Consider the following 25,359-nt stretch of genomic DNA (forward strand, 5'->3'; position numbering starts at 1 on the left):
AACACCCCGTGCTGACCGTCGATTTCTCCCGCTTTCCGCTCGCCGCAGGCGACCGCGTCCTGGACCTCGGCTGCGGCGCCGGCCGCCACGCCTTCGAGTGCTACCGGCGCGGTGCCCGGGTCGTCGCCCTCGACCGCAACGGGGACGAGATCCGCGAGGTCAACAAGTGGTTCGCCGCCATGAAGGAGGCCGGGGAGGCTCCGGCGGGCGCCACCGCCATCGCCATGGAGGGCGACGCCCTCGCCCTGCCCTTCCCCGACGCGAGCTTCGACGTCGTCATCATCTCCGAGGTCATGGAGCACATCCCGGACGACAAGGGCGTGCTCGCCGAGATGGTGCGCGTCCTCAAGCCCGGCGGCCGGATAGCCGTCACCGTGCCCCGCTACGGCCCGGAGAAGGTCTGCTGGGCGCTCAGCGACGCGTACCACGAGGTCGAGGGCGGCCACATCCGCATCTACAAGGCCGACGAACTCCTCCGCAAGATGGCGGAGGCCGGCCTCAAGCCCTACGGCACCCACCACGCCCACGGCCTCCACAGCCCGTACTGGTGGCTCAAGTGCGCCTTCGGCGTCGACAACGACAAGGCGCTGCCCGTCCGCGCGTACCACAAGCTGCTGGTCTGGGACATCATGAAGAAGCCCGCCGCCACGCGCGTCGCCGAGCAGCTCCTCAACCCCGTCATCGGCAAGAGCTTCGTCGCCTACGCGACCAAGCCGCACCTGCCCGAGGACGCCGCCAAGTGACCGCCTTCAGCGGCCCCGGCCGCACCGAACGCCTCGTTCTGCCCGGCGTCCTCACCGTCGAGGAGGCGGCCCGCACCGTCGCCGGTATCGCCGCCGTCCAGCGCCCGGACGGCGCCATACCGTGGTTCACCGGCCACCACCTCGACCCCTGGGACCACGTCGAGGCCGCCATGGCCCTGGACGCCGCGGGCGAGCACTCCCGCGCCGAGGCCGCCTACCGCTGGCTCGCCGGCCACCAGAACCCCGACGGCTCCTGGTACGCCTCCTACGCCGACGGCGACGCCGCACGGCCCGTCGACCGCTCCCGCGAGACGAACTTCGTCGCCTACGTCGCCGTGGGCGTCTGGCACCACTACCTCTCCACCGGCGACGACGCCTTCCTCGACCGGATGTGGCCGACCGTCTTCGCCGCCGTCGAGTTCGTCCTCCGGCTCCAGCAGCCGGGCGGCCAGATCGGCTGGAAGGCCGAGGACGACGGCACGCCCGTCGCCGACGCCCTCCTCACCGGCAGCTCCTCCATCCACCAGGCGCTGCGCTGCGCGCTCGCCATCGCCGAGCACCGCGAGGAGCCGCAGCCGGACTGGGAGCTGGCCGCGGGCCTGCTGGCCCACGCCATACGCCACCACCCGGAGCGCTTCCTCGACAAGAGCCGCTACTCCATGGACTGGTACTACCCGGTCCTCGGCGGCGCCCTGACCGGCTCGGCGGCCAAGGAGCGCATCGAGGAGCGCTGGGACGAATTCGTCGTCCCCGGCCTGGGCGTCCGCTGCGTCGTCCCCAACCCCTGGGTCACCGGCGGCGAGAGCTGCGAACTGGCGCTGGCCCTGTGGGCGATGGGCGAGTCCGACCGCGCCGTCGACATCCTTCAGTGGATCCAGCACCTCCGCGCCGAGGACGGCATGTACTGGACGGGCTACGTCTTCGAGGACAAGGCGGTCTGGCCGGAGGAACGTACGACGTGGACGGCCGGCTCCCTGCTGCTCGCCGTCGCCGCCCTCGGCGGCGACGAGGCGACGACGGCGGTCTTCGGCGGCGAGCGACTGCCTTCGGGGCTGGAGCCCGACTGCTGCGACGGGTGACGGGGCGGCGGGTCCGGCACGCCCGCGCCGCCGCGACCGGCGGCGCGGCCACCCGATGCCCCGGCGGCGGACCGGCCGCCCCGGCCTCGCGACACCGCCCGCCGCGTCACGGCCGGCCCACCTCGGGTCGTCGGCTGACCACCCGTCTCCCGCGGTGCGGTGGCGGAACCGCACGCGCTGGGCGACCCTGGGGGCACTACCCCCGGGAGGTACCCGTGTCACAACGCGCCCGACGGGCGGCCGTCGCCCTGCTCCTGGCCTGCGGTCTGCTCCTCACCGGCACGGCCTGCGGCGGCGGAAAGAGCGAGAAGAGCGGGAAGAAGGCCACCGAGGAGGCCACCCCCACCGCCACCAGCTCGGCGGAACGCCAGAAGTTCGCCAAGACCCGCTTCGTCGCCAACGCGGGACTCGCCGCCGGCGCCACCTACCAGTGGATCGTCAAGCCCTTCCGGAACGGTTCCTTCAAGAAGGGCGCCGATGGTCGCACCGGCTCACTGATCAAGGCGGGCCTGGCCGGTACGTTCGCGTACAACCGCCTCAAGGCCGCCGTCAACAACGCCAAGGGCGACCCGACGCTCACCAAGGCCCTGGCCCCGGTGACCGCAGGCATCGAGTCCCTCAAGGGGATGGGGACCAAGCTCCGCAAGGGCGAGGCCGGGGACGCCGACATCAACGACTTCGACAACGTCATCAAGAGCGTCAAGGACGCGGGCAAGAGCGCGGACGCCCCGGTCACCGACAAGGTGCCGTCGTTCTCCGAGGTCCAGAAGGGCTGACGCCCAGGGGAGCGCGTGAGGCGCCCGAACGGACCGACGCACCCTGTGCGTTGTCGTACCCCCGCTCTAAGGTGACGTCATGACCCTTCTGAGCCATGACCGTTACTGTTCGGAGATCCTCGCCCAGACCGGGCTGGTGCGGGACACCCTGCGTGGCGTCGCCCTCGACACCGTCGTGCCGACGTGCCCCGACTGGACCGTCGCCCAGCTCGGGCGGCACCTCGGGAACGCCCATCGCCACGCGACGGGACTGGTGCGGGAGCGGATCGTCGACTACAAGCCGGATCTCTCCACCGACTCCACGGCCGGTGCCGAGACCCTCGACGCCGCCGGGCTCGACGCATGGCTGGCGGAGGGCGCCGAGGAGCTGGCCGCGACACTGCGGGAGGCTGGGCCCGAGACGCCGGTGTGGACGTTCGGGGTGGAGCAGAAGGCGTCGTTCTGGGCCCGTCGCATGACGCACGAGACGGTGATGCACCGGGCCGACGCCGCTTCCGCCGCCGGTGCCCCGTTCACGGTCGCCCAGGACGTCGCGGCGGACACCCTCGACGAGTGGCTGACCCTCATCTCGTCGCCGTTCGCGCAGTCCTTCAAGCCGGAGCTCAAGGAGCTGCTGGGGCAGGGCCGCACGCTGCACCTGCACGCCACGGACACCCCGTCCGAGCTGAACGCCGAATGGTTCGTCGACGCCCGCGGCGAGAGCATCGAGTGGCGCCGGGCGCACGAGAAGGCGGACGTCGCCGTGCGGGGCCCGCTGACCGAGATCCTGCGGGTCCTCTACCGGCGGATCCCGGCCGACAGCGGCCTGGTGGAGGTCGTCGGCGACCGCGCGGTGCTGGAGTACTGGCTGGAGCGGACCGCCTTCTGATGGGGCCCCGTCGATGAGTCCGAGGCGGCCATGGCGCCGCCGGGCGCTGCCCCGCGCGCGGCGCCCGCTCGCGTCGGCGAGTGCCGCGCGGCGGCCCGTCGTGTCCGCGCTGCTGGCGCTGCTGGCCGCCACCGCGTGCGTCGGCGGCGGTGGCGGCGGGCAGGGCCCCCGCCCCGGCGCGCCGGGTGTGGGCGACCCGCTCTTCCCCCGCCTCGGCAACGGCGGCTACCACGTCCGTCACTACGGACTCACCCTCGACTACGACCCCGCCGCCCACCGCCTCGCGGCCACCGCCGTCATCAACGCCCGCGCCACACAGGACCTCAGCTCCTTCAACCTCGACCTGACGGGCCTGACCGTCCGCGCCGCCCGCGTGGACGGAGAGCAGGCCCGGACGCGGCGCTCCGGCACCGAGCTGACGGTGCGCCCGTCCGCGCCACTGCGTAAGGACGCCGCCTTCGAGACGGTCGTCGAGTACGACGGCCGGCCGGAGGAGATCACGGACGCGGACGGCTCGATCGAGGGCTGGGTCCGTTCGGGGTCGGACGACGGCGTGGCCGGCCTCGGCGAGCCGGCGGGCTCGACGGCCTGGTTCCCCGGCAACCACCACCCCTCCGACAAGGCCGCCTACGACATCACCGTCACCGTCCCCGACGGCTACACGGCCGTCGCCAACGGCGAGCTCACCCGGACGGAGCGCAGGCCGGGCGCCCGGACCGCCTTCGTCTGGCACAGCGCGGAGCCCCTGGCGAGCTATCTGGCGACCGTCGCCGTCGGCCGGTTCAAGGTGACGACCGGCAGGACGCCGGGCGGGCTGCCCTACTACATCGCCGCCGCCCCCGAGGAGGCCGCGGCCGTGCCGGGCATGGTGAAACTGCTGCCCGAGGTCGTCGAGTGGGAGAGCGGGCTGTTCGGCCCGTTCCCCTTCTCCTCGACGGGCGGGGTCGTCGACCACAACGCCCGGGTGGGCTACGCCCTGGAGACCCAGACCAAGCCGTACTACCAGGGCGCCCCGAGCGACACCACGGTCGTGCACGAGCTGGCCCACCAGTGGTTCGGCGACGCGGTCACCCCGAGCACCTGGCGGGACATCTGGCTCAACGAGGGCTTCGCCACCTACGCCGAATGGCTGTGGGAGGAGAAACGGGGCGGCCGTACGACGCAGGAGATCTTCACCGACTACTACGACGGCGAGGACCCGAACAGCAAGGGGCCCGGCGGCAGGACCATCTGGGACTTCCCGCCGGACGCGCCCACCCCGCGGCACCTCACCGACCCGCCCGTCTACGGCCGGGGCGCGATGGTTCTCCAGAAGCTCCGGGAAGCGGTCGGGGACCGCGAGTTCTTCGGCATCCTCCGCGCCTGGGTCCGGGAGCACCGCTACGGGAACGCCGGCACGAAGGCCTTCGTCCGGCTCTGCGGGAGCAGGACGGGCAAGGACCTGAGCGGCCTCTTCGACACCTGGCTCCACCGGAGGGGCAAGCCCGCGCCCGACGCCGGGGAGGCCGAGGCCGCCGGTCTCAGGAGTTCAGCTCGGCGAGCAGGGTGAGGGCGTCCGGGTCCGGGGCCATGACCAGAAGGTCGGTGACCGGGCCCGTACGCCACAGCGCCAGCCGCTCGGCGATGCGTTCGCGCGGGCCGACCAGCGATATCTCGTCGGCGAAGGCGTCGGGCACGGCCCCGACCGCCTCCTCCCGCCGCCCGGCGAGGAACAGCCGCTGGACCCGGCGCGCCTCCTCCGCGTACCCCATCCGGCCCATCAGGGCGGCGTGGAAGTTGTGGGACGCGTGGCCCATGCCGCCGATGTAGAAGGCGAGCATGGTCTTCACCGGCCGCAGCCCCTCCGCGAGCTGCCCCGCCGCGCAGACGCGCACCTGGGCCATGGGGGCGACCATGAAGCCCTTCGGCGCCTCGGCGAGGGCGTCGGCGTACATCTCCACCCGGGACGGCGACCAGTACAGGGGGAGCCAGCCGTCCGCGATGCGCGCGGTCTGGGCGACGTTGCGGGGCCCCTCGGCGCCCAGCAGGACCGGCAGGTCCGGGCGGAGGGGGTGGGTGACGGACCGCAGCGGCTTGCCGAGCCCGGTCGCGCCGGGGCCCGGGTAGGGGAGAGGGTGGTAGCGCCCGTCGAGGACCACCGGCGCCTCACGGCGCAGCACCCGCCGGACGACCTCCACATACTCCCGGGTCGCGGTCAGCGGACTGTCCGGGAACGGGCGCCCGTACCAGCCCTCCACCACCTGTGGCCCCGACAGCCCCAGCCCTAGGAGCAGCCGGCCGCCGGAGAGGTGGTCGAGGGTCAGGGCGTGCATCGCGGTGGCGGCGGGGGAGCGGGCGGCCATCTGGGCGACGGCGGTGCCGAGCCGGATGCGCCGGGTATGGGCGGCGATCCACGTCAGTGGGGTGAAGGCGTCGGAGCCCCAGGATTCGGCGGTCCAGACGGAGTGGTAGCCGAGCCGCTCGGCGTGCCGGGCGAGCTCCACGTGCCGGGGGTCGGGGTGGCGGCCCCAGTAGCCGAGGGCGAGACCTAGCCGCATTCGGGTCCTCCTCTGACGCACCGTCAGGCGAAGGACTTTAGGCCCGCCCGGCCCCGGCGACAAGGCCGAACGCACAAGGCCGAACGCGCAAGCCCGAACGCGCGACGGCCCGCCGGGTGGAACCCGGCGGGCCGTGCACATCGAACTCAGGACTTCGGGAATCAGCCGCGCTGAATGCCCGTCGTGTCCTGGAGCAGGCCGCGACGGCCGTCCTGCGTCTGCGCGACGAGCGCGGGACCGCGCTGGTCGACCGCGAGGTACCAGGTGCCGGGCGCGAGCTCGCCGACCTGGTTCGAGGAGCCGTCCTCCGCGAACAGCGGGCGGTTCACCGGGACGGCGAACCAGAACGGGGCGAAGTCGGCGGCGGGCGCCGCCGGCTGCGCGGGGGCGGGCTGCGCGGCGGCCGGCTGGGCCTGCTGCGGCTGACCCTGCGCGGGCTGCCCCTGCTGCGGCTGGGCGGCCTGGCCGCCGAACGGCATGGTGGCCTGCGCGCCGTACGGGGACGGAGCGCCCTGCTGCGGCGCACCGGCCGCCGGGCCGGGGTAGCCGTAGCCCGCGTGCGGCGGCTGCGCGCCGTACGGGGCGGGCGCCGCGGCCTGCGGGGCGGGCATCAGCGGCGCCTTGAGGGCGGGGGTGCGCGGCGTCAGCACCGCGACGGCCGCGAGCAGGATGTTGGCGATCAGCGCCAGGATCTGGCCGGCACCGGGCGAGATCTGCTCCACGTCCGGGCCACCGAAGATCGTCCACAGCGAGGACCAGGCGGCGAACACGGCGAACGCGGTGCCCCACTGGTCGAGGCTGAGGCCGATGAGCTTGCGCCCCTCCGGCTGGAAGCGGGCGGCGACGATCAGAGCGGCGGCGATGATTCCGGCGAGGAAGATCGACGGCAGTACGGGGAAGAGTTCAGGCTTCCAGCCGATCGGCTCCTTGGGGCAGCCGACCGTCGCCTGCCCGCAGTCGTACGAACGGAAGCTGAGGAACGAGGCGATGAACAGCAACACCGCTGCTCCGATCACCCCGCCGTCGCCTCGAGTGAGGGAGCGGATGTTCACCTAAAATCCTTTGTCAGTGCTTGTCGGTGCTGTCGGAAATTGTTCGCTGTCGCCGGTGTCGCCGGTACGTGAGCAGCCGGGAGCGCGAGGGCGCGGGGGGTGGCGGCCACCCATCGTAAGGGGAACCTATCGCCTGGGCGGCCCGGGCGTCCTCTTCGTATCACCGTCGTGACACGCCCGTGGCCTGCTCGTACGAGCCCCGTACCGGTCCGTACCGACCCGGGCGCGCGCGGCGCGCGCCCCTCGTCCTCTTTACCCGCGCAGGAAGTCCGTAATGCCGTTCGCGATCCCCTGCGCCGCCTTTTCGCGCCAGTCCCCGTCGGTGAGCAGAGCGGCGTCCTGCGCGTCGCGCATATTGCCGCACTCGATGAACACCTTGGGAATCGTCGACAGATTGAGGCCGCCCAGATCCCCCCGGGTGTCGAGACCGGTGCCGTGGCCGATGTAATTGGACGGCGCGCTGCCGGTGACCTTGACGAAGTTCCCCGCGACGCGCGCCCCCAGCTCCTTCGACGGCTCCACGATGGGAGCGGTGTCCGCCGCGCCGCCGCGCACCTTCGCGGGCAGGATCACATGGAAGCCGCGCTGGCCGGGTTCCGCGCCGTCCGCGTGGATGGAGACGGCGGCATCCCCGTGCGCCTTGTTGCCGATCTCGGCGCGCTCGGTGACACACGGCCCGTACGGCCGGTCGCCGTCGTGCGTCAGCACGACCTTGGCGCCCCGCGACTGGAGGATCGCGCGCAGCCGGTGCGCGACGTCGAGGCTGAAGGTGGCTTCCGCGTAGCCGGAGTTGGTCTCGGTGCCGGTGGTGTCGCACTCCTTGCTGCCGGTGCCGATGTCGACCTGACGGTTGATCTCGGCGGAGTGCTCGGCGTTGTGGATGTTGTGGCCGGGGTCGACCACGACGACCTTGCCCCGCAGCGGCCCGTCGGCGGCGGGGGCGTCGGAAGGAGCGGGGGCGGGCGCGGAGCTCCTGGGCTCGACGGGCGACGCGCTCTGTGGAGCCGGCGGCGCGGCGCTCGCGGACGAGGACGGCGAGGACGGCGAGGACGACGAAGCGGCGGCCACGGGCTTCTTCCCGTCGTCACCGCCGCCCATGCCGACCGTACCGCCGCCGCACCCGGCCAGCCCGGCCGCCAGGAACACCACTGCCGGCCCGGCGGCAAAACGCCGGGCTATGGAGGAAACACTGCCGTGGGACACGCGGGCGATGCTAGCGCCGCCGCTCAGTTTCCGAGACCCGTACGGCGCAGTACGCGCAGCGAGCGCGTCACGGAGACCTCGGTGAACGCGCCGGACGCGAGCGCCCGGAGATACACGCGGTACGGGGCCTGACCGCCGTCGGCGGGGTCGGGGAACACGTCGTGGATGACGAGCAGCCCCTCGGGCGCGACATGCGGAGCCCACCCCTCGTAGTCGGCGTCGGCGTGCTCGTCCGTGTGCCCGCCGTCGATGAAGACCAGCCCGACCGGCGCCTGCCACACCTTCGCCACCTGCGGCGACCGCCCGACGACGGCGATGACGTGGTCCTCCAGGCCCGCCTTGTAGAGCGTCCTGCGGAACGTCGGCAGGGTGTCCATCCGCCCCACGCCCGGCTCGTGGTCCACGACGGACGCGTCGTGGTACTCCCAGCCGGGCTGCTGCTCCTCGCTGCCGCGATGGTGGTCGACGGTCACCGCGACGGTGCCGCCTTCGCGGGCCGCGTCGGCGAGGAGGATCGTCGAACGGCCGCAGTACGTCCCCACTTCCAGCAGCGGCAGCCCGAGCCGCGCCGCGTCCCGCGCGGCGGCGTACAGGGCGAGGCCCTCGTCCACCGGCATGAATCCCTTCGCGGCCTCGAAGGCGGCGAGTATGTCGGGCGTGGGTGGCATGGCGGGTCCTCACTGTGCGGGGCGGTTGTCCGGTGCCCCATGCTGCCGCACGGTGCTGTGCGCACCGCCGGAGCCCCCGGTCACAGCCACCCGTTCCGGCGTGCCGCCCGCACCGCCTCCATCCGGTTCCGCGTCTGTGTCTTCCCGATCGCCGCCGACAAATAGTTCCGCACCGTCGCCGGTGACAAATGCACCTTCGCCGCGATGTCCGCGACCGTCGCCCCGTCCACCGCCGCGGACAGAACGTCCCGCTCCCGCTGCGTCAGCGGATTCGGCCCCGCGCTGAGCGCGGCCGCCGCCAGGGCCGGGTCGATGACGCGCTCGCCCGCCAGCACGCGGCGGATCGCGGCCGCCAGGTCCTCCACCGGGCCGTCCTTGACCAGGAAGCCGGACGCGCCCGCCTCCATCGCCCGCCGCAGATAGCCGGGACGGCCGAACGTGGTGAGTATCAGCACCCGGCACCCCGGGAGCCGGGTGCGCAGGTCGGCGGCGGCGTCGAGGCCGCTGCGGCCGGGGAGTTCGATGTCCAGCAGCGCGATGTCGGGGCGCGCCTCAAGGGCCTTGGGGACGATGTCGTCACCGTTGCCGACCTGGGCGACGATCTCGATGTCGTCCTCCAGGCCGAGCAGCAGCGCCAGCGCGCCGCGCATCATCCCCTGGTCCTCCGCCAGAAGCACCCTGATCAGCTCGCTGCTCACGCGGCCCGCTCCTCTTCGTCTCCGTCGCTCTCGTCCACCGGAAGCTCCGCCGCCAGGCGGAAGCCACGCTTCCCGTCAGGGCCCGACGTCAGGGAGCCACCGCCGGCGGCAAGCCGCTCGGCCAGGCCCTTCAGGCCGTTGCCGCCCGACCCCGGGGCGGTCCCCGGCGACTCGCCCGGCTCCGACCCTACGCCGCGCCCGTCGTCGCTGATCTCCAGATGAACCCGGTCCTCCGCGCCCCGGACCTCGATCACGCACCGCTGCGCCCTGCTGTGCCGGACCACGTTGGTGACCCCCTCCCGGACGACCCAGCCCAGCAGCGCAGCCGTCTGCGGTGGCAGGGGCGGGCCCGACTGGCGTATGTCGGCCGTGATGCCGGAGGCGTCGAGCACCGAACGGGCGCGGTCGAGCTCGGTGGTGAGACTGCCCTCGCGGTAGCCGGTCACCGCCTCGCGGATCTCGGTGAGGGCCTGCCGGCCCACCGCCTCGATGTCGGCGGCCTGGCCCAGGGCGGCCTCCAGGTTCCGGGGGGCCAGCCGGCGCACCGCCTCCGCCTTGACCACGATCACGGACATGGTGTGGCCCAGCAGGTCGTGGAGATCGCGGGAGAAGCGCAGCCGCTCGCGCTCCACGGCCGAGCGGGCCAGCTCCTCGCGGGTCTCGCGGAGTTCGGCGACGGTCTCGAAGAGCCGCAGGACCGCCGAGGTCACCATGCCGGACATGACGGAGCCGTAGCCGGTGATCATCGCGTTCTCGGCGCCGCTGTGCCAGCCGGCGATCACCCCCGCCGAAGCGGCGATGCCCAGCACCGCGAAGGCCAGCGTCCGGTCGCCGCGCAGCACGATGCCGGCGGCCAGGGACAGCACGGGGAAGCACATCAGCCATTCGCCGCCGTATCCCAGCGACAGCGAGTAGGCGGTCACGGCCACGCCCAGGAGCAGCAGCCGGGGCGTCCGGGTGCCCAGCCGCGCCCGGTCCAGGCCGAGCACCACCGTGGTCGTGTACAGGACGGCGAACGCGGCGACGCCCAGGCCACCCAGCCAGGGATGCGGGAACGCCCCCTTGGCGAGGTCCTGCACATCACCGGAAATCATCAGCAGCCAGGGCAGAAAGGCGAACTTGCCCGGCGGTTTGTGCCGCGCCATGTCGTCGTCGAGCGGGGCCCCCGTGGTCTTTCTCATGACCGGAATCCTAGGGAAGCGCATAACGGACGGTCAGATGCGGATGTCCCCGCCCGCTCATGACATTTGCCCTCCCCCTGTCGTCGAGTGTCTTCCGGCGTCAACCGGAATCGGCTATACATGAGGGCCCGTTGAGTAGAACGCGTTCTAGTCGGTTCTGGTCGGTTCTGGTCAACGGCCCCACGCATTCCGGACGGCGAAGGAGCGCACACCTCCATGCCCATCGACCCGGTCAAGGCCACCACCGCCGCACCCCGGACCGCCTCGCTCGCCTGGGACCACAAGGACGTCCTGCTCTACCACCTCGGCATCGGCGCGGGCTCGCGCCAGGGCGGGCGGAGCCTCGCCACCGACCCCGGCGAACTGCGCTACACCCTGGAGAGCCGGCTCCACGTCCTCCCGAGCTTCGCGACGGTCGCCGGCGGCGGCCGCGCCGTGGCCGGCGCCCTCTCCATGCCCGGCATCGACGTCGACCTCGCCGCCGTCCTCCACGGCGGGCAGACCGTCACCCTCCACCGCCCCCTGCCCATCCGCGCCACCGGCGTCACCCAGACGTCACGCGTCGCCGCCGTTTACGACAAGGGCAAGGCGGCCGTCATCGTGCTGCGCTCGGACACCGAGGACGACGACGGGCCGCTGTGGACCGGCGTCAGCGAGATCTTCGTCAAGGGCGAGGGCGGCTTCGGCGGCGAACGCGGCGTCACCGAGCGCCTCCCCGCCCCCGACGCCGAGCCCGGCATCACCGTCGACCGGTACGTCCGCGAGGACCAGGCCCTCCTCTACCGCCTCTCCGGCGACTGGAACCCCCTCCACGCCGACCCCGAGTTCGCCCGGCTCGCCGGTTTCGACAGGCCGATCCTCCACGGCCTGTGCTCCTACGGCATCGTCCTCAAGGCCGTCGTGGACACCGTGCTCGGCGGCGACGTGACCCGGGTGCGCTCCTACGCCACCCGCTTCGCCGGCGTCGTCCACCCCGGCGAGACCCTGCGCGTACGGATCTGGCGCGACACCCCGGCACCCGGCCGCGTCCAGGTGACCGCCGGCGTCGTCGAGCGTGACGACGCGCCCGTGCTGACCGACACGCTCGTCGAGTACGCGTAACCGTCAACGCCCAGCAAGCGCGTCCGCACCCGCACCCGCACCGCCACCCGTGAAGGGAGCACCGCCATGCGCGCCGCCGTACAGCACAAGACCGGGCAGGAGACCCTCGACGTCCTCGACGGCGTCCAGACCGTCGGCTTCGGCCCCGGCAAGGTCAGAATCCGCGTCCGGGCCGCCGGACTGTGCCACTCCGACCTCTCCGCGATGTCCGGGGTCCTGCCCCAGCGCGCCCCCCTCGTCCCCGGCCACGAGGGCGCCGGGGACGTCGTCGAGGTGGGGGAGGGCGTCACCCACGTCCGCCCGGGCGACCGCGTCCTGATCTGCTGGCTGCCCCCCTGCGGCGACTGCGCCTCCTGCACCCGCGGTCAGACCCACCTCTGCCTCGCGGGCCTGACCAACGCCGCCGCCCCCAACTTCCGGCACCGCTCCGAGGACCTCTACGGCTTCGCCGGCACCGGCACCTTCGCAGAAGAGGTCGTCGTCGGCGCGGGCTGCGCCGTGCCCATCCCCGACGACGTGCCCTACGAGATCGCCGCCCTCCTCGGCTGCGGCGTCACCACCGGGCTCGGCGCGGTGCTCAACACCGCCAAGGTGGAGCCCGGCGCGTCCGTCGCCGTCATCGGCTGCGGCGGCGTGGGCATCTCCGCCATCCAGGGCGCGAAGGTCTGCGGCGCGGCCCGGATCGTGGCCGTCGACCCGGTGGCCTCCCGCCGCGAGGCGGCCCTGCGCTTCGGCGCCACCGAGGCCGTCGCCCCCGAGGGCCTGACCGACGCCTCGTCACGCGTCACCTCCGGCGAGGGCTTCGACTACGTCTTCGAGGTCGTCGGCACCTCCGCCACCACCCGCACCGCCTACGAGGCCACCCGGCGCGGCGGCACCCTCTGCGTCGTCGGCGCGGGCGCCCTCGACGACCACTTCCGCGTCAGCATGTTCGAGCTGTTCTTCGACGAGAAGCGGATCCTGCCCTCCCTGTACGGCGGAGGTGACGTCCGCCGCTCCTACGACCGCGCGATCGCCCTCTGGCGCGCGGGCCGCGTGGACCTCGAAGGCCTGATCACCCACCGGGTGCCGCTCGCCCGCGTCAACGACGCCATCGAGCAGATGCGCACGGGCGAGGCCCTGCGCACCTGGGTGATGCTGTGAGCGCCGGCCGGCCGCTGCGCACCCTCCGCGACCGGACGGCGATCGTCACCGGCGCCGGTCGCGGCCTCGGCCGGGCCGAGGCCCTGGAGCTCGCCCGGCACGGCGCCCGCGTCGTCGTCAACGACTACGGCCGCCCCGGCCGCGACGGCTCCGGCGAGGAGTCCGCAGGCCCGGCCGAGTCGGTCGTCGCGGAGATCCGGGCGGCGGGCGGTGAGGCCGTCGCCCACACCGGCGACGTATCCGACTTCGGGCAGGCCCGGGAACTGGTGGAGCTGGCGCTCGACACCTACGGCTCGCTGGACGTCCTGGTCAACAACGCGGGCATCCTCCGGGACCGGATGGTCTTCTCGATGACCGAGGACGAGTGGGACGCGGTCGTCCGAGTCCACCTCAAGGGCCACTTCAACACGATCCGCTTCGCGGCCGCGCACTGGCGCGACCGCTCCAAGGCGACGGGCGACGCCCCGGTCCACGGCCGGATCGTCACCACCTCCTCCGAGGCCTTCCTGGCCGGCTCGCCCGGCCAGCCGAACTACGCGGCGGCCAAGGGCGGCATCGTCGGCCTGACCCTCTCGACGGCCTCCGCCCTCCGGAAGTACGGCGTCACCGTGAACGCGATCTGTCCGCGCGCGCGGACCCGTATGACGGAGGACGTCTTCGCGGCGGTCGGCCCGTCCGGGGAGGGCGGCGTCGACCCGCTCGCCCCGGAGCACGTCGCCCCGCTGGTCTCCTACCTGGCGTCGCCGCCTGCGGCGGGCATCACGGGGCAGGTCTTCGTGGTCCACGGGGGGATGGTGGCGGTGATGGAACGGCCGAAGGTCGTGGCGCGCTTCGACACGAAGGGGGAGGTCTTCACGATCGAGGAGCTGGATCGGGTCCTGACCCCTTATTACGCGACGCGGGATGCGGGTGAGGGCTTCGCGGCGCTGCTCCCCTGACGGGCTGAATCTCAGCCCCTCCGGCGCTTGAGGAGCGGGGTCCGGGGGCGGAGCCCCGGGAAACTGGGGGCACCTCCCAGCGGTAGCCGGGGGAGAAAGGGCGGGACCGGGGCAGCGAAACGGCCGTCACCACGGCCCCCGCGAGCGCGGGCCCAGGTGACGGCCGTACGGGCCGGTCGGGCGAAACCGACGTCAGTCGGCCTCGCGCCGGTGCTTGCCGTGCGTGGCGGCACTGGCTGCCGCGTTGTCGTCCGGGGACACCGGACCACGGTGCCTGCCGGTGCCGGCGGCAGCGGCCTGTGCGGCGGACGCATCGATGAGCGGGCGCGCCTCGGTCGTGTCGGTTCGGGCATCGGGCATGAGGAAAAGTCACTCCGTCGGATGGGGAAGCGTACGCACGGGGGCCACGGCACCGCCTCACACGACGTAACACCACGTCAGACGCAACCGCCAACACGCCACCCAGCTACGGTCGTTGGAAAGACCGGCTACGGCCGCGCGACCCCCACCCGAAGTTTAACGGGGCCTTGATCACCGGGCCACCCGTCCCCTACGGTGTGTCCGCCTTGTGCCCCGTTACGGAGTACGTGCGCAGGGCACCCGCTAGAGCGGCGCCTGCTGGAGCGGCACAGGCCGGGGCGGCCGCGGCACGGGCACCGGCACCATGGACATGGCCGACGAGGCCGACGGGTCGGAGAAGTCCTCGGCCTCGTCCGACACCGACACCGGCACAGAAACCGGCACCGACGTCGGCACCGGCACCCGCGCCAGCCCGCACGGCACGCTCGTCGTCACGAACGGCAGCCGCAGCTCACCACCCGCCGTCCAGAGCCCGGCCCCCGCGAGCCAGCCCGTCGGGCCGGGGAAGCGCCGCAGCCGCTTGGTGGCCGCGCTCCACACGCCCACCCAGTCGTCGCCCGCCCCCTGGTCGACGCGGAACGCCACCGCGCACTCCTCGGGGGCCAGGCCCTGGCCCGGCCGGGCGGCGAAGGGGGTCAGCTCGGCGTCCGCCGGCAGCAGGCACTCGGGGAAGCGGACGGGCCGTGCCGAGCCCAGTACGCCCCAGCCCAGCCGGTCGACGCCGGGCGCGTCGGAGCGTACGAGCAGCAGACCGCTGTCGGGCTCGGCGAGCAGCAGCCGGTCGTTGCTCTTCTCGGTGATCTGGAGCAGCGGGCTGGTCTCGCCGCCCCGGCCCAGGTCGACGACGACGGCCTTGGTCAGCCCGTCCAGCTCCCGGTCCAGGGCGAGCAGCCGCCCGGAGCGGTCCAGCCAGGCGCCGCCCTCGCACCGTCCCGGCACCGTGGCCAGCAGCTGGGGGCCGCCGCTGCCGCCGTACACCCGCCAGAGGGTGGTCTGTTCCTCGCCGTGGACGAGGGCGTAGGCGGAGGCGCCGTCGGGCGCGGGGGGCAGCAGGCACAGATACGGGCACTCGATGGCGCCGAGCGGCAGTTCGCCGGTGCCGGGCCCGGTGGGGTAGAGGAGCGACAGCGCGTACCGCTCGGCGACGCGGCGGCGGATGACGACCCGGCCGTCGGTCAGGGGGAGCAGCTGGCTGTCCGGCTCCTCGGGCTGGGTGCCGGGCAGGGACACCGCGTAGGGCTCGGGGCCGTCGAGGGTCCAGCGCTCGGGGAACCAGCCGTCCGTGCCGCGGCCGAGAGCGAGCCAGGCCGCGTACGAGCCGTCCACCGTAACGGTGAACGCCGGGCGTCTCAGGTCCTCCGGCGGCGCGCTCCGCGGAAGGCTCTGCGGAGTGCTCTGGGGGCCGTGGGGAGCACAGACCGTCATGGGAAACGTCACCTCCGGCACAGAACGTAGTTATCCGGATTCCCGTGGAGGCCTACGACCCAGGGTGGTTCACCCGTATGGGTGGTTAGTTGTCCGGTTCGCCTGAGAAAGGGGGGTGGGTGTGCTTCCGGGAAGGCGTGGGATTAAGGTAAGGCGATCCTAAGTACCTAGCCAGGAGTCCCCATGTCCCTCCGCCGCCGCGGCACCGCAGTCGCAGCCCTGTCCATAGCCGCCGCGCTCTCCCTCACCGCCTGCGGCGGCTCGTCCGGCGGCTCCTCGGAATCGGGCAAGGACGGTGGCGCCGGTTCGAAGGCGGTGTCCGAGAAGGGCAAGGACTTCGGCAAGGCCGCCGAGCAGACCGCGAAGATGGGCACGGACGCGGCCCCCGGCCAGTTCCCGCGCACCGTCACCCACGCCCTGGGCAAGACGGAGATCAAGCAGCGCCCCCAGCGCGTCGTCGTCCTCGACGTCGGCGAGCTCGACAACGTCGTCTCGCTCGGCCTCAAGCCCGTCGGCTGGGCCCCCAGCGAGGGCAGCATGGACATCCCCGGCTACCTCAAGAAGGACGTCGGCGAGCCCAAGAGCGTCGGCACGATCAACAACCTCAACCTCGAAGCGATCAACGAGCTCAAGCCCGATCTGATCCTCGGCAGCAAGCTCCGCGCCGAGAAGCACTACAAGGACCTCTCGAAGATCGCCCCGACCGTGTTCTCCGTCCGCCCGGGCTTCACCTGGAAGGAGAACTACCTCCTCAACGCCGCCGCCCTCGACAGGACCGCCGAGGCCAAGAAGCAGCTGGCGGACTACGAGGCCAAGGCGAAGAAGCTCGGCGCCGACCTCGGCGACAAGAAGCCGACGGTCACCATGCTGCGCTACCTGCCGCAGTTCACCCGTCTGTACGCGCAGCAGTCCTTCATCGGCACCGTCCTGAAGGACGCCGGCCTGCCCCGGCCCAAGAACCAGCAGGCCGACAAGCTCGCCGTGGAGATCAGCCCCGAGAACATCGACAAGGCCGACGCCGACTGGATCTTCACCGGCGTCTACGGCGACCCGGACAAGACCAAGCGCGACACCGCCGAGGACAACCCGCTCTGGAAGAGCCTGAAGGCGGTCAAGGACGGTCGGGCGAAGAACGTCTCCGACGAGACCTGGTACCTCGGCCTCGGTGTCACGGCGGCCGACAGCGTTCTCGACGATCTCCGAGGCTTCCTGGTGAAGAAGTAGGACCCGGTGAAGAAGTAGGGAAAGAAGTAGGACGGAGCGGCGCAGCCCCACGCGTCAGCGAAGGGTGGGCACGGAGGAAGGTAGCCTTTCCTCCGTGCCCGTACTGTCTGAAGTCATCGCCGCCCTCGAAGCCCTCTGGCCTCCGGAGCGAGCCGAGCAGTGGGACGCCGTCGGTACGGTCTGCGGCGACCCCGGCGCCGAGGTCACCCGGGTCCTGTTCGCCGTCGACCCCGTCCAGGAAGTCGTCGACGAGGCCGTGGAGCTCGGCGCCGATCTGATCGTCGCCCACCACCCCCTCTATCTGCGGGGGACGACGACGGTCTCGGCCGGCACCTTCAAGGGCCGCGCCGTGCACACCCTGATCAAGAACGACATCGCGCTGCACGTCGCGCACACCAACGCCGACCGCGCCGACCCGGGTGTCTCCGACGCCCTCGCCGGCGCCCTCGACCTGCGCGTCGTCGCCCCGCTCGTGCCCGACCCGAGCGACCCCGCCGGCCGCCGCGGCCTCGGCCGGGTCTGCGAGCTCGACCCGCCGCTGACCCTGGCCGCCTTCGCCGAGCGCGCCGCCAAGCGGCTGCCCGCCACCGCCCAGGGCATCCGCGCCGCGGGCGACCCCGAGCGCCTCATCCGCACGGTCGCCGTCTGCGGCGGCTCCGGCGACTCCCTCTTCGACGAGGTGCGGGCCGCCGGCGTCGACGCCTACGTCACCGCCGACCTGCGCCACCACCCGGCGTCCGACGCGCGGGCGCAGAGCCCGCTCGCCCTGATCGACGCCGCCCACTGGGCCACCGAATGGCCCTGGACCGAGCAGGCCGCCGCCCAGCTCGACGAGATCTCCGACCGCCACGGCTGGGGCCTGCGCACCCATGTCTCCCGTACGGTCACCGACCCCTGGACCGCCCACGCGGCGTCGTCCTCCCATCACCAGTAATCAGGAGCCCCCAAATCAACGCCGCGCCCGCCGACCAGATCCGTCTCCTCGACCTCCAGGCCCTGGACGTCCGCCTCACCCAGCTCGCCCACAAGCGCAAGAGTCTCCCCGAGCACGCCGAGATCACCGCCCTCGAAGGTGACCTCGCCCAGCACCGCGACCTCCTCGTCGCCGCGCAGACCGAGGAGAGCGACTGCGCCCGCGAGCAGGCCAAGGCCGAGCAGGACGTCGACCAGGTCCGCCAGCGCGCCGCCCGCGACCAGCAGCGCCTGGACTCCGGCGCCGGCATGTCCCCCAAGGACCTGGAGAAGCTCCAGCACGAGATCGCCTCCCTCGCCAAGCGCCAGGGCGACCTGGAGGACGTCGTCCTGGAGGTCATGGAGCGCCGTGAGGCCGCCGCCGAGCGGGGCACCGAGCTGACCGGCCGCGTCGCCTCCGTCCAGGCCAAGGTCGACGACGCCGTCGCCCGCCGCGACGCCGCCACCGCGACCATCGACGCCGAGGTCGCCACCGTCACCAAGGAGCGCGAGGTCGTCGCCGGCTCCGTCCCGGCCGACCTGATCAAGCTCTACGACAAGGTCCGCGCCCGGTCCGGCGGCGTCGGCGCCGCCCGCCTCAACCAGCGCCGTTGCGAGGGCTGCCGTCTGGAGCTCGACATCACCGAGCTCAACGAGGTCCGCAAGGCCGCCGCCGACGAGATCGTCCGCTGCGAGAACTGCAGCCGCATCCTGGTCCGCACGTCCGAGTCGGGCCTGTAAGCCGGCCATGCCCAACCGCTTCATCGTCGAGGCCGACGGCGGCTCCCGGGGCAACCCGGGCCCCGCCGGCTACGGCGCGGTCGTCCTCGACGCCGTCACCGGCGAGGCGCTCGCCGAGGCCGCCGAGTACATCGGCACGGCCACGAACAACGTCGCCGAGTACAAGGGCCTGATCGCCGGCCTGGAGGCCGCCCGCGCCCTCGACCCCGACGCCGAGATCCAGGTCCGCATGGACTCCAAGCTCGTCGTCGAGCAGATGTCCGGCCGCTGGAAGATCAAGCACCCGGACATGAAGCCGCTCGCCGCCCGGGCCCAGCGCCTCTACCCGGCGGGCCAGGTCTCCTACCAGTGGATCCCGCGCGAGAAGAACAAGCACGCGGACCGGCTGGCCAACGAGGCCATGGACGCGGGCAAGGCGGGCCGCCAGTGGGAGCCGGGCCTCTCGTCGGCGGACCGGGGCGACCGGGGCACGTCCGGAGTCGCGGCCGCCCTGGAGGTCCCCGCCGCCGAACCCCTGGCCGAGCCCAAGGCCGCCCCCATCGGCTGGGCCGCCCCCGCCGACCTCGGCGCCCCCACCACGTTCGTCCTGCTCCGCCACGGCGAGACCGCCCTCACTCCGGAGAAGCGATTCTCCGGCAGCGGCGGCACCGACCCGGAGCTGTCCGCCGCCGGCCGCCGCCAGGCCGAGGCGGCCGCCGCCGCGCTCGCCGCGCGCGGCACCATCCAGGCGATCGTCAGCTCGCCGATGCGCCGGTGCCGGGAAACGGCCGGCGCCATCGCCGACCGGCTCGGCCTGGACGTCCGCGTCGAGGAGGGCCTCCGCGAGGCCGACTTCGGCAGCTGGGAGGGCCTGACCTTCGCCGAGGCCCGCGAGCGCTTCCCCGAGGACCTCGACGCCTGGCTCGCCTCGACCAAGGCCGCCCCGACGGGCGGCGGCGAGAGCTTCGCGACGGTCGCCCGCCGCGTCTCCCTCTCCCGCGACAAGCTCATCACCCGCTACGCCGGCCGCACGGTGCTGCTGGTCACGCACGTGACGCCGATCAAGACCCTGGTACGGCTCGCCCTGGGCGCCCCGCCCGAGTCCCTGTTCCGCATGGAACTCTCGGCGGCGTCGCTGTCGGCGGTGGCGTACTACGGGGACGGCAACGCGTCGCTGAGGCTGCTGAACGACACGTCGCACCTGCGGTAGGCACACCTCCGGCAGGAGGGGTGGGGTCCTACAACCACCCCTCCTCCCAAGCCAGCTCCGCCGCTTCATGACGCGTACGCGCGTTGACTTTGTGCATGGCCGAAGACAGGTAGTTGCGCACGGTCCCCGGCGACAGACTGATCCCTTCCGCGATCGTCGTCACCGCCGCCCCCCGCAGCGTGTACCGCAGCACATCGAGCTCCCGCGCGGTCAGCGGACACCCCGGCCGGGTCAGGGCCAGCACCGCGACCTGCGGATCCACATACGGCTCCCCGGCGCACACCCCCCGCAGGATCCCCGCCAGCTTCGACGCCTCGGTGCTCTTCGGCACATACCCGTGCACCCCCGCCGCGAGGGCCCGGCGCAGCGCCCCGGGCCGGGTGCACCGGGTGAGCAGGACGATCGGCACGTCCCCGGCCCGGCGGATGGTCCGTGCCGCCTCCGCCGCGTCCCGCGCGGGCGGTTCCAGGTCCAGGACGACCAGATCCGGTCGCTGTTCGGTCACCACGCCGACGGCGGTGAGGCAGTCATCGGTCTGTGCGACGACACGGAAGTCCGCTTCGAGCTCCAGCAGCGCGGCCAACGCTCCCCGGGAGAGGAGTTCGTCACCGGTGAGCACGACACGGATCACGGATGCGCGTGACATGTGTCAGTCCCTCCCCGTGCGAACTCCCGGCCAACCGGTGATTTCTCGCACTACTGAGCCAATTCCTCGACGTTCAAGCTGTGTTCGAACGAAACAGCAGCGAACGGGTTCGACAGGGAGGCATCAGTGAGGTCCATGTTCAAGGGCAAGAAGTCCGCGCTGGCCGCAGGGGCCGCTGTGATCACCGCGGCGCTCACCGCGTTCGCACCGGCCGCCGGCGCGAGCGCGTCGTCGGCGCTGGACGGCCCCTTCCAGTTCCAGAACGTGGCGACGGGCAAGTGCCTGGACACCAACGGCTCGTCGATCTACCCCCACGACTGCAACGGCGGCAACTACCAGCGCTGGACGAGAAACGCCGGCGGCAGCGGCTACCAGCTGCAGAACGTCGCGACGGGCAAGTGTCTCGACACCAACGGCTCGTCCATGTACCCGCACGACTGCAACGGCGGCAACTACCAACGCTGGACCTTCAACGGCTACCCGTACCAGCTCCAGAACGTGGCGACGGGCAAGTGCCTGGACACCAACGGCTCGTCCATGTACCCGCACGACTGCAATGGCGGCAACTACCAGCGCTGGACCATCTGACCATCAAGGCCGAGCCCGCGCCCCGCGATCGGTTTCGCGGGGCGCGGCTTTGTCATGACGAGGCGAGAGTCGATCCGACCCGGTCGCAAGTGGGGCACTCCCAGTGGTCGGGCGCGCCCATACGTGGCGGCTTCATATCGACATCGCACTCCGGACACCGCATGGTGATCGGCTCCACGTGCCCGCACGTGCCGCACACCCACAGCGGCCCCTCGGAGTCGTGCTGCCGCCAGGCCGTCCGCAGACACCGGGAACAGCCGGTCGTGACGATCCCGGCCCCCCTGCTTATCACCGGGGGCTCGGGGGTCGTATCGGCGTACTCGATGATCTGTGCCCGCATCCGGTCATCGGTCGTATTGGCCATCCGGAGCAGATGTGCGACTCGCGAGCGTGCTTCGTCAACGAAATCGTTCATGGCGGCAGCAGGTTAGCGCGCCGCCGGTCATGTGTAGGCCATATGTTGTCAGTGAACCGCCCGTTGGTGTCGCCCCATGGCCGCGGCAGCGGCGGCCGCCGTGGTCATGTCCTTGTCCCTGATCGCCTGGGCGCGTCGCTTCTTGATCGCCGCGCATTCGGCACAACGGTTGGTGAGCAGCCGCCGCAGCCCGGCGATGATCTCCTGCGCCACATCCACACGAAGCGGCGGGAACTGCACATACGCGCTGCCGCTCGCGGGTTCGCCGGCGGTGATGTGCAGGGCCCAGCCGTGATCGCGACAGACGGTCTGTAGCTCACGCGCGGTCTGCGCGGAGAGCCGGCGCAGGTCCGCGTCGGAGGGGCGTGGGGAGGTGGAGTAGCTGAGAGGAACCATCGGTTTCCTTGATTTCGGCCGTTGAAACACGCTCGTGTGGGTGACCAACTACTTGTTGTAAGGACAGAGTTGCGGATCGCTGCCTACGCTCTCAACGTTTTGCACGTGCCATGGGCAACCTGGAACAGGGGGAGGACGGTGCGGCGATGCGGCGTGACGGGAGTGGCGGAGCGGGAGCCACGACGGCGGCGGTGTTCGGGGAGGTGCTGCGGCACCACCGGGAGGTGGCGGGGCTGACGCAGGGGGATCTGGCGGTGAAGATCCCATGCGATCGGTCGCTGGTGGCGAGGGTGGAGACGGGGACGCGGGTTCCGCAGCGGCGGTTTGTGCTGGCGTGCGATCGGGAGCTGGGTACGGGGGAGATGTTCGCCAAGCTGTGGCGGAAGATCGACTGGTACCCGGAGGTCAGTCATCCGGACTGGTTCAAACGGCGAGTGGAGATGGAGGAGAAGGCGGTAGCGCTTCGCGAGTACCAGATCGACGTGGTGCCGGGCCTGTTGCAGACCGAGGAATATGCGCGAGCACTGCTCTCGCAATTCTCCTCGGGCCGCGAACTGGACGAGCGGGTGACGGCCCGAATGAGCCGACAGCAGCGCTTCCTGGAGTTCGACGGCCCGCTTCTGGTCGTGGTCCTGGACGAGAGCACCATTCGCAACGTCGTCGGGAACGCGGCGGTGATGCGCGACCAGTGCGCGCAGCTTCTGCTCGCGGGCGAGCGGACGAACATGGGGGTCCAGGTAGTGCCCTTCAACGCGCAGCTGGCCAGGCCAAAGGGCTCAATGTCGCTGATCAGCCTGCCCGACGGGCAGGACTGGGTGTACTCGGAATCCTTGGAGGCGGGCCATTTCATCAACGATCCGGCAATTATCGCGCGCTACACCAAGCTCTACGATGTGCTCAGGGCTGACTGCCTCTCAGGTCCCGACTCCGCCGCCTTGATCAGAGATGCAATGGAAGGGTATGAGCGCAATGGCAACGTGGCGCAAAAGCAGCTACAGCGGCAACGACGCCGGCAACTGCATAGAAATAGCCCCCGGTATCCCCGACTTCGTCCCCGTAAGGGACAGTAAGTTCGCTCCCCAGGGCCCCGCCCTGGTCTTCCGGCCCGCCGCGTGGGCGGCCTTCGTGGACGGGCTGAAGCGGGGCGCCGTCTAGGACACGTTCCGGAACGGCGTTCCAGGAGAGGGCATCACCGCAGGTCAGGGACTATGGAACCGTTCCAGCGTCCCTAACCGCGGCCGGACCGTAGCGCCTGGGACGGGATGCGACGCACGGTTGAGGCGTTCGAACCGATCGCATCGAAAGGCCCCACCGTGTCCATGAAGACCGCTTCCGCCCTCCTCCTCGGCGCCGTCGCGCTGACCGTTCTCCCGTCCGCGACCGCCTCCGCAGCAACCAACCCCGACAACAGCGACAGCTACGCCTACTCCCACCCGTGCTCCACGGAGCAGCTGTCGGTGCAGGTGTCCGGCTGGAACGCGGCGCCCAGCCAGCGGTTGATCGAGGTGCGCAACCTGGGCGCGAATTCCTGCGGTCTGAGCTATTTTCCGCTGGTCCACCTGGGCGACTCGCACTCCGCCGACCAGAGCCGCAATGTAAAGCCCCTCGTCCCCGGTGGGCTCGGCGGCCCGCCCGCCTACGCGCTGCACGCCGGGCAGACCGCGTACGCGGTCGTCGACCTCAACCCCACCGGTGCGACCACCGGCACCGTGCCCGGCATCGACGAGATGAACGTCCTGGCCGACGGCGACCACATGCCCAACGCCGACACGCTCAACTTCCCCCTCGAAGCCGGCACGCGCGTGCTCAACCCGAAGCTCGGCCTGTACCGGGACAACATCGGCGACGCGATCGACTCCGTGAAGGACGCGGACACGCCGCAGTCCTGACCCCGGTGACCGCCAGGCGGCGGCTAAGCGGCGGCGGCGCCCCGCAGCGCCGCCGCCTGCGCGGCGAGCTCACGCACCCGCTCCCAGTCGTGGGTGCGTACCGCGTCGGCCGGCAGCATCCACGTACCACCCACGCACCCCACATTCGGCAGGGCCAGGTACTCGCGGGCGGACTCGGGCCCGATCCCGCCCGTAGGGCAGAAACGAGCCGTCGGCAGCGGCGCGGACAACGACCGCAAGTAGTCGACCCCACCCGCTGCTTCCGCCGGGAAGAACTTCATCTCGCGCACCCCGCGTTCCAGCAGCGCCAGCACCTCCGACGCCGTGGCGACGCCCGGCAGGAACGGCATGCCGGTCGCCCGGAGGCCGTCGAGGAGCCGGTCGGTCCAGCCGGGGCTGACCAGGAAGCGGGCTCCCGCCTCGACGGCGGCCTCGGCCTGCGCGGGGCGCAGAACCGTTCCGGCGCCGACGATCGCCTCCGGTACCTCAGCGGAAATCGCGCGTATCGCGTCCAGGGCGGTGTGGGTCCGCAGGGTGACCTCGATCACCGGCAGTCCTCCCGCCACCAACGCCCGCGCGAGCGGTATCGCGTCGGCGATGTCGTGGAGGACGACGACGGGGATGACGGGCGAGAGATCAAGGAGATCGGTCACGCCCGTCATCCTGCCGAGACGGATCGCTCACCACAATGGACGTTGCACCATGTGCAACGCGAGGGTCAGAGCTCGGTCACGATCACGTCGAGCGCCTGCGGCTTGCCGCGCTTGACGGGGGCGTCGTCGCCTTCGACGACATAGCCCAGCTCCCGCAGCGTGCCGGTGAGTTCGGCGGGGTCGGCCGGGTCGAAGCCGGCGGTCAGCAGGTCGCGGACGAGACGGCCCTTCGTGGCCTTGTTGAAGTGGCTGACGACCGACCGCTTCTCCACCCCTCCCACGACCTTGGAGTGGAGCACCCGCACGGTCGCCGTCCGCTCGGCGAGCTCGCCCTTGGGCTTCCAGGCGGTGGCGTAGGCGGCGGAGCGCAGGTCCAGGACGAGGCCGTCGCCCGCCGCCTCGGGCATGACGTCGGCCATGGGGCCGCGCCAGTACGCGCCGAGGGCGCCGAGGCCCGGGAGCTTGACGCCCATCGAGCAGCGGTAGGAGGGGATGGGGTCGGTGATCCGGACCGCGCCCCAGAGGCCGGAGAAGACGAGGAGGGAACGTTCGGCGGCGCGGCGGGCGGGGCCGTCGAGGGTGGCGAGGCCGAGGGCGTCGTAGAGGACGCCGGTGTAGATCTCCCCGGCGGGGCGGGTGCCGGCTGTCCGCAGGGTGGCGTTCTTGGCGATCTCGCCGCGGAGGCCGGGGGAGAGGCCGAGGACGTCGGCGGCCTTGTCCTCGTCGCCCGCGCAGAGATCCACCAGCTCGGCGAGCACGGCCTCCCGGGCGACCGCGAGGCCGGGCAGCGAGAGCGCCCCGGCGTCCAGCGCGGGCCCGGTGCCACCCGTGGCCTTCCCCTCGGACGGCGGCAACAGCACGAGCACGGTCGATCTCCTTCGGCGAGCGTCTTGCG

Annotated in this window: 28 protein-coding genes; 16 read left to right on the top strand and 12 right to left on the bottom strand. The window is 72.2% G+C overall.

The window, feature by feature from the left end; all coding sequences use genetic code 11:
- Nucleotides 1-8 precede the first annotated feature (8 nt).
- The 5 genes from AB0E98_RS00995 (at nucleotide 9) to AB0E98_RS01015 (ending at nucleotide 5,015) form a co-directional block, all read left to right on the top strand.
- Nucleotides 9-743, top strand: a complete 735-nt coding sequence (locus tag AB0E98_RS00995) for a class I SAM-dependent methyltransferase (protein ID WP_361697180.1) — start codon at nucleotides 9-11, stop codon at nucleotides 741-743.
- A complete protein-coding gene (locus AB0E98_RS01000; protein WP_361697182.1) occupies nucleotides 740-1,822 on the top strand; it encodes a prenyltransferase in 1,083 nt (360 codons plus the stop codon). Before AB0E98_RS00995 ends, AB0E98_RS01000 begins: the two co-directional genes overlap by 4 nt.
- A gap of 215 nt (nucleotides 1,823-2,037) precedes the next feature.
- A complete protein-coding gene (locus AB0E98_RS01005; RefSeq protein WP_361697184.1) occupies nucleotides 2,038-2,598 on the top strand; it encodes a hypothetical protein in 561 nt (186 codons plus the stop codon).
- Nucleotides 2,599-2,677: 79 nt separating this feature from the next.
- On the top strand, nucleotides 2,678-3,466 hold the full coding sequence (locus AB0E98_RS01010) for a maleylpyruvate isomerase family mycothiol-dependent enzyme (protein WP_361697186.1): 789 nt from the start codon (nucleotides 2,678-2,680) through the stop codon (nucleotides 3,464-3,466).
- Between the two features lie 13 nt (nucleotides 3,467-3,479).
- Nucleotides 3,480-5,015: a M1 family metallopeptidase gene (locus AB0E98_RS01015; protein WP_361697188.1), complete on the top strand. Its 1,536-nt coding sequence runs from the start codon at nucleotides 3,480-3,482 to the stop codon at nucleotides 5,013-5,015.
- Here AB0E98_RS01015 and AB0E98_RS01020 read toward each other — a convergent pair.
- The 6 genes from AB0E98_RS01020 to AB0E98_RS01045 form a co-directional block, all read right to left on the bottom strand.
- Nucleotides 4,987-6,003 (bottom strand): LLM class F420-dependent oxidoreductase, encoded by a 1,017-nt coding sequence (locus tag AB0E98_RS01020; protein ID WP_361697190.1) that lies wholly within the window; start codon nucleotides 6,001-6,003, stop codon nucleotides 4,987-4,989. The genes AB0E98_RS01015 and AB0E98_RS01020 overlap by 29 nt on opposite strands.
- 161 nt (nucleotides 6,004-6,164) lie before the next feature.
- A complete protein-coding gene (locus tag AB0E98_RS01025) occupies nucleotides 6,165-7,055 on the bottom strand; it encodes a hypothetical protein (RefSeq protein ID WP_361697192.1) in 891 nt (296 codons plus the stop codon).
- A gap of 252 nt (nucleotides 7,056-7,307) precedes the next feature.
- On the bottom strand, nucleotides 7,308-8,258 hold the full coding sequence (locus AB0E98_RS01030; protein WP_361697194.1) for an N-acetylmuramoyl-L-alanine amidase: 951 nt from the start codon (nucleotides 8,256-8,258) through the stop codon (nucleotides 7,308-7,310).
- Between the two features lie 23 nt (nucleotides 8,259-8,281).
- Nucleotides 8,282-8,926: a class I SAM-dependent methyltransferase gene (locus AB0E98_RS01035; protein ID WP_361697196.1), complete on the bottom strand. Its 645-nt coding sequence runs from the start codon at nucleotides 8,924-8,926 to the stop codon at nucleotides 8,282-8,284.
- Nucleotides 8,927-9,006: 80 nt separating this feature from the next.
- On the bottom strand, nucleotides 9,007-9,612 hold the full coding sequence (locus AB0E98_RS01040; protein ID WP_361698104.1) for a response regulator transcription factor: 606 nt from the start codon (nucleotides 9,610-9,612) through the stop codon (nucleotides 9,007-9,009).
- A gap of 8 nt (nucleotides 9,613-9,620) precedes the next feature.
- Nucleotides 9,621-10,805: a histidine kinase gene (locus AB0E98_RS01045; protein ID WP_361697198.1), complete on the bottom strand. Its 1,185-nt coding sequence runs from the start codon at nucleotides 10,803-10,805 to the stop codon at nucleotides 9,621-9,623.
- A 216-nt stretch (nucleotides 10,806-11,021) separates the two neighbouring features.
- Here AB0E98_RS01045 and AB0E98_RS01050 point away from each other — a divergent pair, with 216 nt between their 5' ends.
- The 3 genes from AB0E98_RS01050 (at nucleotide 11,022) to AB0E98_RS01060 (ending at nucleotide 13,987) form a co-directional block, all read left to right on the top strand.
- Nucleotides 11,022-11,906: a MaoC/PaaZ C-terminal domain-containing protein gene (locus AB0E98_RS01050; protein WP_361697200.1), complete on the top strand. Its 885-nt coding sequence runs from the start codon at nucleotides 11,022-11,024 to the stop codon at nucleotides 11,904-11,906.
- A gap of 66 nt (nucleotides 11,907-11,972) precedes the next feature.
- Nucleotides 11,973-13,049 (top strand): Zn-dependent alcohol dehydrogenase, encoded by a 1,077-nt coding sequence (locus AB0E98_RS01055; RefSeq protein WP_361697202.1) that lies wholly within the window; start codon nucleotides 11,973-11,975, stop codon nucleotides 13,047-13,049.
- Nucleotides 13,046-13,987, top strand: coding sequence for a 3-oxoacyl-ACP reductase (locus AB0E98_RS01060; RefSeq protein WP_361697204.1), 942 nt, complete (start codon nucleotides 13,046-13,048; stop codon nucleotides 13,985-13,987). The genes AB0E98_RS01055 and AB0E98_RS01060 overlap by 4 nt, the downstream gene beginning before the upstream one ends.
- 192 nt (nucleotides 13,988-14,179) lie before the next feature.
- Here the strand turns inward: AB0E98_RS01060 and AB0E98_RS01065 are convergent, their stop codons facing one another.
- Nucleotides 14,180-14,347: a hypothetical protein gene (locus tag AB0E98_RS01065; protein ID WP_361697206.1), complete on the bottom strand. Its 168-nt coding sequence runs from the start codon at nucleotides 14,345-14,347 to the stop codon at nucleotides 14,180-14,182.
- A 243-nt stretch (nucleotides 14,348-14,590) separates the two neighbouring features.
- A complete protein-coding gene (locus AB0E98_RS01070; protein ID WP_361697208.1) occupies nucleotides 14,591-15,772 on the bottom strand; it encodes a hypothetical protein in 1,182 nt (393 codons plus the stop codon).
- A 183-nt stretch (nucleotides 15,773-15,955) separates the two neighbouring features.
- Here AB0E98_RS01070 and AB0E98_RS01075 point away from each other — a divergent pair, with 183 nt between their 5' ends.
- From AB0E98_RS01075 to AB0E98_RS01090, 4 genes are all read left to right on the top strand, one after another.
- A complete protein-coding gene (locus AB0E98_RS01075) occupies nucleotides 15,956-16,996 on the top strand; it encodes an iron-siderophore ABC transporter substrate-binding protein (protein ID WP_361697210.1) in 1,041 nt (346 codons plus the stop codon).
- A 94-nt stretch (nucleotides 16,997-17,090) separates the two neighbouring features.
- Nucleotides 17,091-17,930, top strand: a complete 840-nt coding sequence (locus tag AB0E98_RS01080) for a Nif3-like dinuclear metal center hexameric protein (protein WP_361697212.1) — start codon at nucleotides 17,091-17,093, stop codon at nucleotides 17,928-17,930.
- Nucleotides 17,931-17,944: 14 nt separating this feature from the next.
- On the top strand, nucleotides 17,945-18,688 hold the full coding sequence (locus AB0E98_RS01085; RefSeq protein WP_361698106.1) for a C4-type zinc ribbon domain-containing protein: 744 nt from the start codon (nucleotides 17,945-17,947) through the stop codon (nucleotides 18,686-18,688).
- A gap of 7 nt (nucleotides 18,689-18,695) precedes the next feature.
- Nucleotides 18,696-19,877, top strand: a complete 1,182-nt coding sequence (locus tag AB0E98_RS01090) for a bifunctional RNase H/acid phosphatase (protein WP_361697214.1) — start codon at nucleotides 18,696-18,698, stop codon at nucleotides 19,875-19,877.
- Nucleotides 19,878-19,905: 28 nt separating this feature from the next.
- Here the strand turns inward: AB0E98_RS01090 and AB0E98_RS01095 are convergent, their stop codons facing one another.
- Nucleotides 19,906-20,523, bottom strand: a complete 618-nt coding sequence (locus AB0E98_RS01095) for a response regulator transcription factor (RefSeq protein ID WP_361697216.1) — start codon at nucleotides 20,521-20,523, stop codon at nucleotides 19,906-19,908.
- Between the two features lie 135 nt (nucleotides 20,524-20,658).
- Here AB0E98_RS01095 and AB0E98_RS01100 point away from each other — a divergent pair, with 135 nt between their 5' ends.
- Nucleotides 20,659-21,111: an RICIN domain-containing protein gene (locus AB0E98_RS01100; protein ID WP_361698107.1), complete on the top strand. Its 453-nt coding sequence runs from the start codon at nucleotides 20,659-20,661 to the stop codon at nucleotides 21,109-21,111.
- Nucleotides 21,112-21,574: 463 nt separating this feature from the next.
- Here the strand turns inward: AB0E98_RS01100 and AB0E98_RS01105 are convergent, their stop codons facing one another.
- On the bottom strand, nucleotides 21,575-21,922 hold the full coding sequence (locus AB0E98_RS01105; RefSeq protein ID WP_361697218.1) for a hypothetical protein: 348 nt from the start codon (nucleotides 21,920-21,922) through the stop codon (nucleotides 21,575-21,577).
- 110 nt (nucleotides 21,923-22,032) lie between these two features.
- Between AB0E98_RS01105 and AB0E98_RS01110 the strand changes: the two genes are divergently transcribed.
- The 3 genes from AB0E98_RS01110 to AB0E98_RS01120 all read left to right on the top strand — a co-directional run bounded on the left by AB0E98_RS01110 (nucleotide 22,033) and on the right by AB0E98_RS01120 (nucleotide 23,811).
- Nucleotides 22,033-22,992, top strand: a complete 960-nt coding sequence (locus AB0E98_RS01110; protein WP_361697220.1) for a helix-turn-helix transcriptional regulator — start codon at nucleotides 22,033-22,035, stop codon at nucleotides 22,990-22,992.
- On the top strand, nucleotides 22,949-23,077 hold the full coding sequence (locus tag AB0E98_RS01115) for a DUF397 domain-containing protein (protein ID WP_361698109.1): 129 nt from the start codon (nucleotides 22,949-22,951) through the stop codon (nucleotides 23,075-23,077). Before AB0E98_RS01110 ends, AB0E98_RS01115 begins: the two co-directional genes overlap by 44 nt.
- Before the next feature lie 164 nt (nucleotides 23,078-23,241).
- Entirely contained in the window at nucleotides 23,242-23,811 is a 570-nt protein-coding gene (locus tag AB0E98_RS01120; RefSeq protein ID WP_361697222.1) for a DUF4232 domain-containing protein, read from the top strand.
- Between the two features lie 23 nt (nucleotides 23,812-23,834).
- Here AB0E98_RS01120 and AB0E98_RS01125 read toward each other — a convergent pair whose 3' ends face one another.
- Together AB0E98_RS01125 and yaaA are read right to left on the bottom strand one after the other, a co-directional pair.
- Nucleotides 23,835-24,473 carry a bifunctional 4-hydroxy-2-oxoglutarate aldolase/2-dehydro-3-deoxy-phosphogluconate aldolase gene (locus tag AB0E98_RS01125; RefSeq protein ID WP_361697224.1) on the bottom strand — a complete coding sequence of 213 codons (639 nt, stop codon included), beginning with the start codon at nucleotides 24,471-24,473 and terminating at the stop codon, nucleotides 23,835-23,837.
- A gap of 56 nt (nucleotides 24,474-24,529) precedes the next feature.
- Nucleotides 24,530-25,330 (bottom strand): peroxide stress protein YaaA, encoded by an 801-nt coding sequence (gene yaaA, locus AB0E98_RS01130; protein ID WP_361697226.1) that lies wholly within the window; start codon nucleotides 25,328-25,330, stop codon nucleotides 24,530-24,532.
- Nucleotides 25,331-25,359 lie beyond the last annotated feature (29 nt).

It is taken from the genome of Streptomyces sp. NPDC037389, from assembly GCF_040636475.1.
GTDB classification, from domain to species: Bacteria; Actinomycetota; Actinomycetes; order Streptomycetales; family Streptomycetaceae; genus Streptomyces; species Streptomyces hesseae.